This is a genomic window from Amycolatopsis sp. FU40, from assembly GCF_021903635.1.
GTDB classification, from domain to species: Bacteria; Actinomycetota; Actinomycetes; order Mycobacteriales; family Pseudonocardiaceae; genus Amycolatopsis; species Amycolatopsis dendrobii.
In genome coordinates this window covers 5,966,662-5,978,464 of record NZ_CP091381.1, presented here as the reverse complement: position 1 = coordinate 5,978,464, position 11,803 = coordinate 5,966,662, and the positions used below count along the sequence as shown (strand labels likewise).

At 67.7% G+C, this 11,803-nt stretch carries 12 protein-coding genes; 8 read left to right on the top strand and 4 right to left on the bottom strand.

The features are described from left to right. Nucleotide 1: 1 nt before the first annotated feature. Complete coding sequence (locus L3Q65_RS27960) at nt 2–727, bottom strand: creatininase family protein (protein WP_237597083.1); 726 nt, start codon at nt 725–727, stop codon at nt 2–4. Between the two features lie 985 nt (nt 728–1,712). On the opposite strand from L3Q65_RS27960, the gene L3Q65_RS27955 reads away from it, so the two are divergent. Further along, complete coding sequence (locus tag L3Q65_RS27955) at nt 1,713–2,150, top strand: SUKH-3 domain-containing protein (RefSeq protein ID WP_237597082.1); 438 nt, start codon at nt 1,713–1,715, stop codon at nt 2,148–2,150. A gap of 140 nt (nt 2,151–2,290) precedes the next feature. Further along, nucleotides 2,291–2,476, top strand: a complete 186-nt coding sequence (locus L3Q65_RS27950) for a hypothetical protein (RefSeq protein WP_237597081.1) — start codon at nt 2,291–2,293, stop codon at nt 2,474–2,476. 15 nt (nt 2,477–2,491) lie between these two features. On the opposite strand, the gene L3Q65_RS27945 is transcribed toward L3Q65_RS27950, so the two are convergent. Next, nucleotides 2,492–3,274 (bottom strand): IclR family transcriptional regulator, encoded by a 783-nt coding sequence (locus L3Q65_RS27945; RefSeq protein ID WP_237597080.1) that lies wholly within the window; start codon nt 3,272–3,274, stop codon nt 2,492–2,494. A 55-nt stretch (nt 3,275–3,329) separates the two neighbouring features. Next, nucleotides 3,330–3,773, bottom strand: a complete 444-nt coding sequence (locus L3Q65_RS27940) for a MarR family winged helix-turn-helix transcriptional regulator (RefSeq protein WP_182890195.1) — start codon at nt 3,771–3,773, stop codon at nt 3,330–3,332. Nucleotides 3,774–3,852: 79 nt separating this feature from the next. On the opposite strand from L3Q65_RS27940, the gene L3Q65_RS27935 reads away from it, so the two are divergent. The 4 genes from L3Q65_RS27935 (at nt 3,853) to L3Q65_RS27920 (ending at nt 7,482) form a co-directional block, all read left to right on the top strand. Beyond that, the gene (locus tag L3Q65_RS27935) at nt 3,853–5,088 is read left to right on the top strand and encodes an amidohydrolase family protein (protein WP_237597079.1); all 1,236 of its coding nucleotides are present in this window, start codon (nt 3,853–3,855) and stop codon (nt 5,086–5,088) included. Then, entirely contained in the window at nt 5,085–5,639 is a 555-nt protein-coding gene (locus tag L3Q65_RS27930) for a GNAT family N-acetyltransferase (protein WP_182890197.1), read from the top strand. The genes L3Q65_RS27935 and L3Q65_RS27930 overlap by 4 nt, the downstream gene beginning before the upstream one ends. 95 nt (nt 5,640–5,734) lie before the next feature. After that, the gene (locus L3Q65_RS27925) at nt 5,735–6,826 is read left to right on the top strand and encodes a sensor histidine kinase (protein WP_237597078.1); all 1,092 of its coding nucleotides are present in this window, start codon (nt 5,735–5,737) and stop codon (nt 6,824–6,826) included. Next, a complete protein-coding gene (locus L3Q65_RS27920; protein ID WP_237597077.1) occupies nt 6,823–7,482 on the top strand; it encodes a response regulator transcription factor in 660 nt (219 codons plus the stop codon). Before L3Q65_RS27925 ends, L3Q65_RS27920 begins: the two co-directional genes overlap by 4 nt. Here the strand turns inward: L3Q65_RS27920 and L3Q65_RS27915 are convergent. Continuing rightward, complete coding sequence (locus tag L3Q65_RS27915) at nt 7,479–8,369, bottom strand: alpha/beta fold hydrolase (protein WP_237597076.1); 891 nt, start codon at nt 8,367–8,369, stop codon at nt 7,479–7,481. The two genes, L3Q65_RS27920 and L3Q65_RS27915, sit on opposite strands and share 4 nt — an antisense overlap. A gap of 106 nt (nt 8,370–8,475) precedes the next feature. On the opposite strand from L3Q65_RS27915, the gene L3Q65_RS27910 reads away from it, so the two are divergent. Continuing rightward, complete coding sequence (locus L3Q65_RS27910) at nt 8,476–11,340, top strand: BTAD domain-containing putative transcriptional regulator (RefSeq protein WP_237597075.1); 2,865 nt, start codon at nt 8,476–8,478, stop codon at nt 11,338–11,340. Nucleotides 11,341–11,393: 53 nt separating this feature from the next. Next, nucleotides 11,394–11,789 carry a hypothetical protein gene (locus tag L3Q65_RS27905; RefSeq protein ID WP_237597074.1) on the top strand — a complete coding sequence of 132 codons (396 nt, stop codon included), beginning with the start codon at nt 11,394–11,396 and terminating at the stop codon, nt 11,787–11,789. Nucleotides 11,790–11,803: the final 14 nt, after the last annotated feature.

Sequence of the window (11,803 nt, the reverse complement as noted above, 5' to 3'; positions counted from 1 at the left end):
TTCACAACACCTCCGCCAGCTTCACGAACCGATCGGCAAGCCCGCTGGAGATCTTCTCGAACCACCTGCTGCCCTGCTCCGCGGCAGCCAACTCGGGCCGATCGGTGTACCCGTCGATGTCCAGCCAAACCTGCTCGGAGTGAATGTCCACATCAGACACTCCAGTTTGCCTGGGTTGCTCCCTCTTCGCCGGTTCCTGAACCAGCTCCCCGCGAACCGCCAGCATCATCGAAGTCTCGAACTCGCCAGCATGGCCAGGCACGATGTCCTCCGGGCCGAGGACCCGCCAGTAGTCGGTATGCGCCACCGCAAGCCCGTGCCGAGTCGACGCCGCACCAGCGAACGCGTGGCAGATCCCGACGTTGCCCCCGTGCCCATTGACGACGACCATCCGCCGCCCGCCCTGCACCGCGATCGACCGGGCGAGATCGTCCAGCACGTGCAACAAGGTCTGCGCCGAAAGGGATAGCGTCCCGTTGAAGGGCAGATGATGATCAGAAGTCCCGTATGGAATGGCCGGCGCGAGCAACAACGCCCGCTCAGCCCTCGGCGCCGCCAGCTCGGCCGCGCGTTCGCACACCGCGGCCGCCAGAAAGGCGTCCGTCCCAGTAGGCAGATGCGGCCCATGCTGCTCGGTCGCGCCGATGGGCACCAAGACGAGCGCCTCGGAAAGCACCCCGCGCACGACGGCGCGATCGGCCTCCGCCCAGCGCAACAGTGCGCCCACGACGTCTCCCCGATACTCCGGTTGGCCTATCTTCCGGTATTTCGTAGAAGTCTTCCTGATTCAGGAAGATAGTCGATCGGGGAGAGAGACGCAATGCCGCCGACCAGCCAGCAAGAAGCGGCCCGGCCATGGGTGCGGCCGGGCCGCTGGTGGTGCGGGCTTAGCGGTCGGCTGGGTTCCGCAGCACTCGCAACGCGGGCTCGGTTCCGTTGGCGGGCCGGGTTTCGCGCGCGGGACAATACTCGTCCCGGCCTCCGCGTCCGTGGATCATGCGATTGCATGACTGAGTGAGGCGAACGTAGCGAATGCGGTGCGATCGGTCTGTCCCGTCGCGATTGTCCAAGCTGGACCAACCGGGCTATTGAGGCCGTGCTCACCCGGTTGTACCGTCGATTGCGGTGTTCGTCGCCCAGCGGGGACGGCTGGCGGTGCCGCCGGTCGGCCGCATATCCAGCGGACTCGGGCGCGATTGTGCGGGGGGAAGCAAGGGATGCCGGCCAAACGTGCTTTGTTGTGCTGCGTTCTTACGATTTTCGTAACGGCTGGCACGGTTTTCGGTACCGGTCCGGTGGCTGCCGCGATGCCGCACCGGGCGGCCGCTGGCCCGCCTGCCTGCCGGGACCGGCAGATGTGGTGTCACGAGGCGCGCACGAAGCCGACTTCGATCAGGTGCGGATCCAGTGCCTTCGAGCGACCGGGAAAATCCTGGACGAATGTTCGACGAGGCCTGGGATGTGCGCACGGGCGGTCGCATTGGCGGCGGAAGGAGATAGCGAAATAGATGGCGGATGATGAATTAGTTGAAATGACTTAAATCGACTTCTGCGAGTACGACGAGCGTGCCCGGGGCTTGCTCTGCCAAGGTGCTTGTTCGCAACTCGGCGAAGTGGGCTGATGCGAGGAGATCGGACGAGCGCTTCCAGCGGTGGGCGGTGAAAGAAGCTCGAGAATTTGATGGTAAAAATTGAGGGGTGTTGGACGTAAAATGAGCGAACGGCCTTCGATCGAATTGCTGAGGCGAGCTGGCTGGACTCCCGGTCGCGCTGTGGACATCTCAGATGATGTGCGAGCCCTGGAGCGGGCCGGAATCGGAATATTCCCCGGTGCGATCGACTTTCTCCGGGAATACTCTGGTATCACAGTGCGCTGGAATAGGAGCAGTGGCTTCCCGGATGACCTTGAGGTGTCCGCGGCTCGGTCGCTCGAGAGCTTGGACCCGCGGTGGGTTGCGATCTACGCCGAACGTGCGGGGACGGCGTTGGTGCCCGTAGGGGAGGCCAATCGAGGTTATCTGGTCGTGTTGGTCGGGGAAGGCGGCCGCTGGTTCGGCGGCTTTGACGATGCGTTCGGCGAGCTTGGCGACGACTTCCTGTCGTCCCTCGATGGGTTGGTCCGCCATTGCAGATTTATCCGTGACTTGTGACCCCGGGTGGAGGTTTCGCTCAACGAAGACGCGAAAAATATGGGGTGAGCTGAGGTAGCTACGAACCGTACGTGCCACCGTATGCCCGACCGCACGCAGAGTTGACGATAAGTCAGGCGCGCGAGTCATATGAGCGCCTCATGGAGGCGCGTGATGCGGCTTTCCATAAACACGTCGTGATGGGGTTCAGCAAGGTAGCTAACCCGAAGTACAACTTAGACATCGATCGTGTCGTCGCCGCTTATGCCTATCAGGTCATCGAGGGCCAAGACGTCGATACCGGATTCTTTCGTCGAATAATGGACATAGCGGCTGCTGACGCCTGAGTGCGCCACCGGGGGCTACACCACGAACCCGAGCCGTCGTGAGACCTCCTGTCCCACCTGCACCACCCCCCGAACCGCGGCTTTCCGTTTCTCCCCAACCAGTTGCCGCGCAAACCCGGTCACCCCAACAGCCCCAGCAACAGCCCCCTCGGCATCGAAGAACGGCGCCGCAAGGCAGGCGATCTCAGCCTGCTCCTCCTCGCTCTCGATCGCATACCCATCCGCCCGCACCTTGGCCAGCAACGCCAAAAACTGACCAGGATCAGGAGCCGCGGCCTTAGGTCCGACCCCGCGCGAAAGGCGGGACAGCAACGGCTTCAGCTCGGCCTCCGGAAGATGCGCGGCAATGGCCCGGCCCAGTGCGGTCAGGTCGAACGGTGCGACCTTCCCCCGATAAGTGTCGAACTGAACAAAACCGGGCGTAGACGCTTTGGCCACATAGACCACCGAAGCGTCCTCCAGGATCCCCACATGCGCGGGCATCCCGAGGCTCTCCGCGAGACGTCGCAGGTCGGCTTGGACGAGCGAGGGCAGGTCGACCTTGCGCACCAGTTCGATGGCCAAGCCGTACAACCGCAGGGTGGGGCGCCAGAAGTGGCTCCGGCCGACGACCCGGCGCACGGCGTAACCCCGCTGCTCCAGCGTGTAAGCGATGGAAGCGCAGGTGGCGAGCGGCACCCCGGCGGCCTTCGCGAGGGCGGTCAGCGTCAGCGGTTCCTCGGCGCGCACTAGCGCTTCCAGCACGGTCAGCGTCCGGTCCGCGGCCGGCGAGGCTGCTTTGCCCGATGCGTCGCTCATCCGGCATCAACCTTTCGGATACCTGTAGTCATCTTCGGAACACGGTAGCGTCCGGTCATCCGGCTGGCTCGATGCGCGCGATCGTCTCCTCGGCCCACGATCGGATGGCTTCGGCCTGGGCGGGGGTCAATTCATCGAGGAAGTGGCGGCGAATGTTGCTGCCGTGGACCACCAGGGCCTCCTGGATGACCGAGCGGCCGTAGGCGGTGAGCGCGATTCCGGTGCGCCGCCCGCTGGGGCCGCTGCGGGCCGGGGTGACCAGGTCGCGCGACTCCATTCTGGTCAGCTGGTGCGAGACCCGGCTCTTCTCCCAGCCGAGGGCTTCGACCAGGTCGGCGACGCGCGTCTCGTGGCCGGGGATGCGCCAGAGGGTCACCAAAACGCTGAACTCGGCCTTCGAGATGCCGCATTCCCGCTGCAGTCCGCGATCCAGTTCGCGGGTGAGCAGACGTTGCGCGCGCACCCACGCGTTCCACAGCTCCCAGTCCTCGGGGGTCATGAACAGGGAGCGTACCTGGGCAGTTGACTCATCAACTTCAGCGACTCTAGAGTTGATGCATCAACTTTGGGGAGGGTTCATGCGGACGCTGATCCAGAACGGGCACGTGGTCAGCCTCGATCCAGCCATAAGAGATCTTCCGCGCGGAGACGTGCTGATCGAGGACGGGCGGATCGCGGCGGTCGGGACCGCGATCCAGGCCGACGCCGAGGTTGTCGACGCCTCGGGCAAGATCGTCCTGCCGGGGTTCGTGGATACGCATCGGCACACCTGGCAAACGGCATTTCGCGGGATCGGAGCGAACTGGACGTTCGCGGAATACCGCGAAACCGTGCATGAGCGGCTCAGGCCGCATTACCGGCCGGAGGACGTGTACCTCGGCAACTTGCTGGGACGGCTCGAAGCGCTGAACTCGGGCGTGACGACGATGCTCGACTGGTTCCACTGTTCCGACCGGCCGGAGAACGCCGACGCGGCGATCGACGCGCTCCAGGAGGCTCCCGGAAGGTCGATCTTCTGTTACAGCGCGATGGATCCAGCCGACACGGCCCGCGTGCGGAAGCGGCTGCCTGGCGACGAGATGGCGTTCGGGCTGCGCGGGCCGATGGTGACCACAATGGACACCACGGCGGCCGATGTCGCGTTGGCGAGGGAGCTTGGGCTCAGGGTGAGCGTGCACCTCCACCGCGCGGCCTGCGCTTCGGTTCCCGAGATGCACGAACGAAAACTGCTTGACGACCGTACGACGATAGTTCACGGCAACGGTCTCACCGACGAACAGCTGGCGATCCTCGCGGACGCGGGATGTTCGGTGACGCTCAGCCCGGACGTCGAGCTGAAGATGGGGTTCGGGTGGCCGGAAACCGGACGTCTGCTGACGGCTGGGATCCGGCCGTCGCTGTCCGTTGACGACTGTCCGTCCGCTGGGGGTGACATGTTTTCGGCTATGCGTACGGCGTTCGCCGCGCAGCGCGGTCTTGACGGCGCTCTGGTCGCGCGCGATCTGCTTGAGTTCGCCACTGTGGACGGTGCTCGGACGTGTGGGCGGGGAGATCGGGCCGGGAGCATCAGCGTCGGCAAGGACGCGGATCTGGTGCTCGTCGACGCGGAGGACCTGTCGGTGTTCCCGGTCGGCGATCCGGTGTCCACAGTGGTCACCGCTGCGCATCCGGGCGTGGTGGACAGCGTTTTCGTCGGGGGCAAGGCAGTCAAGCGGGGCGGCCGGTTGCTGGGAGTGGATGTGCCGAAGCTCAGGACCAGGCTGCTGGAATCTCGCGACCGGATCGCGGCGGCGGCCGGATTGGTGATCGGGTGAAAGTTCTGGAGACGGATCGGTTGCTGTTGCGGCGGTTTACCGAAGCCGACGTCGAGAATCTGGTGTGGCTCGACAGCGATCCGCGCGTGATGCGGTTTCTCACCGGCGAGCCGACGCCTCGCGCCGAGATCGAGCAGAAGGTGCTGCCTGGGATTCTCGGCGATTACGAACGCGGGCCTGCCGGGCGGTGGGCGGCGATCGAAAAGGCGACCGGCGAGTTCATCGGCTGGATTTCCTTGCAGCCGCCGGCGGACGGCAGCACGGCCGAGCTGGAACTCGGCTATCGGCTGGCGGCGACGGCCTGGGGTCGCGGGTATGCGACGGAAGGGGCCCGGGCGGCGATCCGCAAAGGATTCACCGAACTGGGCACGCAGCGGGTGTGGGCGCAGACGATGGCGGTGAACACCCCGTCGCGGCGGGTGATGGAACGGTCCGGGTTGACTTACGTACGCACGTTCCACCTGCACTTCGACGATCCGTTGCCGGGCACGGAACACGGTGAGGTCGAGTACGCGTTGACCCGGGAAGCGTGGGCCCGCGGCGCGGACTGATCCGGGTGCTGAAGCAGGGCAGGACTCGTGCCCTCCCGCCCATTCCGCCGGGTGCGCGAGTACGGCATCCTTTTCGTCCGGAATACACTCGCCGGGTGATCAACCTCCCGCGGGTCCCGAAAGCACGGCACGCGGTGTTCCCGCTGCTCGGGCTGGTGCTCTTCGCCGGATCGCTGCTGCCGTCCCTGCAGATGTTCGGCACGCAGTTCGGCGGGCTGCCGTCGAGGCCGTTCGACGCGCTGGCGGTCGGGGCGGTCGCACTGCAGTCGTTGTCGCTCGCCGGATGCCGCCGGTGGCCGGTCGCGGTGCTCGCGCTGGTGGCGGCCGGGTTCGCGATCGACCAGCTGTGCGGTTACCACTCGTTCGCGGGCTCGGCTTTGCCGGTCGCGGTGCTCAACGCGGGCTGGCGGGCGGACCGGGGACGGCGCGCGGCAGCGATCGGGTCCACCGTGGCGTATCTGCTGTTCGTGGCGGCGTTTCCGCTGCGTGGCGGCGGGGAACCGGCGGCGGGAGTGGTCGCGTTCTACCTGTCGCTGGTCGTCGTGTGGGGGATCGGGGCGTGGCTGCGCTCCACTCGCGCCGCGGAGGCCGAACGGCGCCGCCGGGTGGCCGAGGAAACGCGCGCGGCCGAACGGACGCGGATCGCTCGCGAGTTGCACGACGTAGTGACGCATCATGTGACGGCGATGGTCGTGCAGACCGAATCCGCGCGGTATCTCGCCGGCGAGCAGCTCGACCAGACCCTCGCCACGGTCAGCGGCACCGGCCGCCAAGCCATCGCTGAGCTGCGGAATCTGCTCGACGTGCTCAACCCCGGCGGTCAGCCTGTCCTCGGGCTCGACACGCTGGTCGAGCAGACGCGGCGAGCCGGGCAGCCGGTGGAGTTCACCGAGGTGGGCACTCCCGGGGCAGCGGGCGTGGCACCGGTGGCGTACCGGGTCGTGCAGGAAGCGCTGACCAATGCGCTCAAACACGCGCACGGCAGCCCGACGTCGGTCCAGGTCCGGCATGGCGAGGGGGACATCACCGTGGAAGTCCGTACCGACAGCGAGGCCGACCTGGCGGTCGGCGGCAGCGGACGCGGGCTGGCCGGGCTGCGCGACCGGGTCGGCGACGTCGGCGGCGACTTCGCCGCGGGGCGCGGCGAGAGCGGCGGGTTCTGCGTCCGGGCCCGGATTCCGGCGTGAGGGCGCCGTTGCGGGTCCTCGTGGCCGACGATCAGGCATTGATCCGCACCGGGCTGGTGACGATCATCGACGCGCAGCCGGACCTGGAGGTCGCGGGCGAATGCGGCGACGGGAAGGCCGCGGTCGAGCTGGCTCGCGAGCTGAGCCCGGACGTCGTCGTGATGGACGTGCGGATGCCGGTGCTCGACGGCATCACCGCGACCCGGCTGCTGGCCGGAGCCGACGTCGCGGCCCCGGTGAAAGTGCTGGTGGTGACCAACTTCAACCTCAACGAGAACGTCTACCAGGCGTTGCGCGCCGGGGCCGCCGGATTCCTGCTCAAGGACGCTCCGCCGGACCAGTTGCTGCACGGGATCCGGACCGTCGCGTCCGGCGCGGCGCTGCTCGACCCCGAGGTGACGCGCGAGCTCGTCGGCCGGTACGCCACCCGGATCCGCCCCGCTGCCGCGGATCCGGGTGACCTCCCGCTGGCCCCGCGCGAACTGGAAGTCCTCCGCCTGGTCGCGGAGGGCCTTTCCAACAACGAAATCGCCGCGGCGCTCGTGCTCAGCCAGGAGACGGTGAAGACTTACGTTTCGCGCATGCTCGCGAAACTCGGCGTCCGCGACCGGGTGCAGGCGGTCGTTTACGCTTATCGGCACGGACTGGCTGATTAACCCGCGACTCGCGCGGCGACGTCCTCGATTTCCCGGACGGCGACGTCCGGCTGGTCCTGGTAAATGTAGTGCCCGCTGGTTTTCGCGATGGTCAGTTTGCTGCGGGTGGAAATCGCGAGCCACTTCACCTGGCCCTCGGTCCAGGCTCGTTCCAACCCTGGGCCGTACTGCGGCAGTTGCGCGAGGTATTCCTGCCCGTGCTTGATCACCTCGACCGGAATGTCCCCGGCGGATTTCACGTCCGCGTCCGCGACGACCAGTTTTTCCGGGCTTTCGCCCTTGAAGACCGCCAGGGTCTGCGTGCGGAGCCCGGCCGCGTCCCCGGTGGCGCCGGCCGGGATTTCCCGGACCAGATCCGCCTCCTGTGTCGGCGAGGTGGCGTCCATCAGCACCAGGCCCTTGACCTTGTCCTGGTGGTCGGGGGCGTACCGGGCGGCGATCAGCCCGCCGAGCGAATGCCCGGCCAGCACGACCGGCGAATCCGGGGCGAGCTGGCCGATGACGCCGGTCAGCACCTTTCCGGTGGTCTCGAAGGTCTGCGGACCGGCAGGCTGGTCGCTGCCGCCCGCACCGAGCCGGTCGTAGGAGCACACCCGGTTCTTCTTGCCGAGCGTTTCCTGAAGACCGGCGAATTTGTCCAGTGCGTCGCCGCCGCCGTGCAGCAGAATGACGACCGGTTTTCCTTTTTCGAGCGTTCCCGAGCAGGATACGTTCACCGATTTTCCGGCTACGGTGATTTTCTTCGCGCCGGTGAAAGCGGCCTGACTGGCCGGTGCGCTGCCCGGTGCCGGATCCGCTTCCGTATCCTCGTCGCAAGCCGTCAAAAGCAGACAAGCCGCGATCACCGCCGCGGTTCCCCCGGCCTTGTGCATCGAATACCCCTTCATGGCCGAAAACGCTACTGATCCGGCGGCGCGGAATCGTCCCCGCGCGGTGGACACCTGCGGGTAGCTCTCCTGGGGGACACCGGGAGAGCTGTCTTAAACTCTCGGTATGTCATCGGGTGCCGTGCGAACCGGCCGGGGAGGGGCGGAGCGCGAGCCCGGGTCCCGGCTGGAGTTCGCGGTGCTCGGGCCGGTCCGCGGCTGGTACGGCGGGCAGCCGCTGGAGCTCGGGCCGGTGCTGCGGACGACGATGCTGGTCGCGCTGCTGCTGCGGCCGGACGTGACGGTCAGCCGGGCCGAGCTGGTCGACCGGGTGTGGGGCGAGCGTCCGCCGGAGAGCGACGGCGTGCCCGGCTACATCTACCAGCTGCGGAAATCCCTGGCCGCGGGTGGCGCGGACGCGAAATCCGTGCTCCGGACCGATCCGGGCGGGTACCGGTTCGCCGGGGCGGGCGTCGGGGTGGACGCCGTGCGGGTCGAAGAGATCGCCGCCCGGGCCAAGAAAGCCGCCGGGACCGGTGCGCTCGCCGCTGCCGCCGAGGGATACGGACAGGCGCTGGCCTTCTACGAGGGCGTTCCGCTGGCCGGGCTGCCCGGCCCGTTCGCCGAACGGGAGCGGAGGCGGTTCGCCGAACGCCGCGTCGGGCTGGTCGAGGGCCGGACGGACGCGTTGATCCGGCTGGGCGACTACGCGTCGGCGATCAGCGAGGTGTCGGCGCTGCTTGCCGAGCATCCGGACCGCGAACCGCTGACCGGGCTGCTCATGCGGGCCCTTTACGGGGCCGGCCGGCAGAGCGACGCGCTCGGCACCTGGCGCGAGTTCCGCGTCCGGATGCGCGATGAGCTGGGGCTCGAACCCAGTGAAGACCTGCGTCGCGTGCACGAGGCGGTGCTGCGCGGTGATGACGGAGCACTCGGCGTCGCGGCGCGGCCAGCCGCGGTGCCCAGGATCCGCGACGAACTGCCGCACGACGTCGGCGAGCTGGCCGGCCGCGACGACGAACTCGCCAGGCTCGCCGCGCCGGGGAGTGCGGTGTCAGCGGTGGACGGGGTGCCCGGGGCCGGGAAGACGGCGCTGGCGGTGCGCGCCGCCCAGTTGCTGCGCGAGGAACACCCCGACGGTTGCCTTTTCGTCGGCCTGCACGGGCACAGCACCAGCCGGGCCCCGCTCGCTCCGGTGCGAGTGGTGCGCCGGCTGCTGCGTTCGGCCGGCGTGAACGACCAGAACATTCCGGACGACCTGGACGAATTGTCCGCGAACTGGCGTGCCGCCACCGCGCCGCTGCGCCTGGTTTTGGTGCTGGACGACGCGGTCAGCGCTGAGCAGGTCCGCCCCCTGCTGCCCGGCGGAACCGGGAGCCGGGTGCTGATCACCAGCCGTCGCCGACTGCCCGGGTTGGACGTCGAACGCCGGATTTCCTTGGGCCCGTTGACTTCCGACGCCGCAGCTGGCTTGCTGAGCCGGATCGTCGGCCCGGCGCGCGCGAGCCAGGAACGCGAGGCCGTGCGCGAACTGGCCAGCCTGTGCGGACGTCTTCCGCTCGCCCTGCGCATCGCGGGTGCGCGGCTGCAGAACCGTCCGATGTGGACTTTCCGGGACCTGGCGGACCGGCTCGCCGACGACACCAGCCGGCTCGGTGAACTGACCGCTGAGGAACGCAGTGTCGAGGCCGCTTTCCGGCTCTCCTACGACCAGCTTCCGGCTGACACGCAACGCGCTTTCCGCACCCTGGGCCGCGCGCCCGCACCGGAATTCGACGAGCTGGTGCTCGCCGCGATGCTTGGCTGCTCCCGGCGGGCCGCGGAAAGCGTGCTCGAGGATCTGGTCGACGCGAACCTGGTGCAAGCGCCCGCCGCGGGCCGGTACCGGATGCACGATCTGGTCGCGGTCTACGCGCGCCGCCTCGCCGCCGACGAACCCGACGTCGCCAGCGGACTGGGGGTCTACCTGCACGCCTGCCGCGCCGCGAGCGAATGGGGCGAACCCGGTTTCCCCAGCGGCCCGGTGCCCACCGACTCGCCGTTTTCCGGACTGGTGGACGCGTCAGCGTGGCTGGACGAGGCAGGTGATTTGGTGGAAGTCGTCTCGTCCGCCGTCGCCGCGGGCCATCCGGACTACGCGTGCTGGATCGCCGAAGGAGCCGTCGATTACCTCGTGCGGCGCATCCGGTACCGCGAATGCGTTGCCCTGCTGGAAGTCGCTTTGTCCGAAGCGGACAATGTGGCGGACCGGCGAATGGCGACGGCGCTGCGATTCGGACTCGGCTGGGCACACCTCGCACTGGGCGATTCCGTCCAGGCCAGGCAATGGTGTGAAGACGGACTCCGGATCAGCCGGGAAAACGGCGACCGCCGGGAAACCGCGCGGGGCCTGTGCGGGCTGGGAATGGTCACGATGCTCGCCGGGCCGTTGGACGAAGCGGAACAGGTGCTGACCGAGGCTCGCACGCTGGCCGCGGAAGTGGCGGACAGCTGGCTGGTCGAACGGGCGGTGTCCGGACTGGGGTACGTGTATTTCAAGCAGGGTGAATACGAACGCTCGCTGGCCTGTTTCGCCGAATCGCGAGAAGTCGCGGTCTCAACCGGAAATCCGGCGATGCTGGGCCGGGTGTCCAGCCACATCGGCAGCGTCCGGCTGCATCTGGGCCGCCCGGCGGAGGCGGCGGAACCCTTGCGTGAAGCGGTCGAATTGGCCGAGCGGGTCGACGACCGGTTGCTGCTGGTGAGTTCCTTGTCGCGGCTTGGGTCCGCGGAACAGGAACTGGGGAGTCTGGACCTGGCGCTTTCGTATCATTTGCGGGCGCTGGGGGCGTTGACCGACCAGATGTCGCCGTGGGCCGAGATCGAGGTCCGGAACCGGTTGGGGGCTTGCCGGCAGACCCGGGGCGAGGAGGAGGCGGCGAGGGAGCAGTTCGATCTCGCCGCGGCGGTGGTGGCCGGGCTGGACCAGCAGTCGGCAAGCGAGATTACGTGAGCCAGCAAGAAAAGTAACGCCAATATTTCTCCGCAGGGACGAGCGACACATTGATGAGTTTGCCCGCGACTGGAATCGAAGTCCGTATCGGTATCTGGGTCGACACTGCGGACCTCGCCGAGACGGTCGAGCGGTGCCGGTCGCTGGCCGGCGAGTTCGGTGCGGTCGCGGCGGAGATCGTCCGATGCGATCCGGAGAGTCCGCGCAGGGGGTTTGTCGCCACCCTCCACTGTGCCGCTCCGTGGGAAGCGGGGGAGACTGCTGCGCAAGCCATGCGCAGGGCGGTTGGGCCGGTGGCTGTCAAGCATGGGCTCAACGACGAATACCTGGACTTCTTCGGCGATCCGGAGAAGAGCGGTTATGCAGACCTTTGGTTCGACGAGCAAGAGTTCGACGGATATGTGTTGTATCTCGTGCTCGCGGCCCACGGCGGCCTGCGATTGGAGTAATTGGAGCCCGGAGT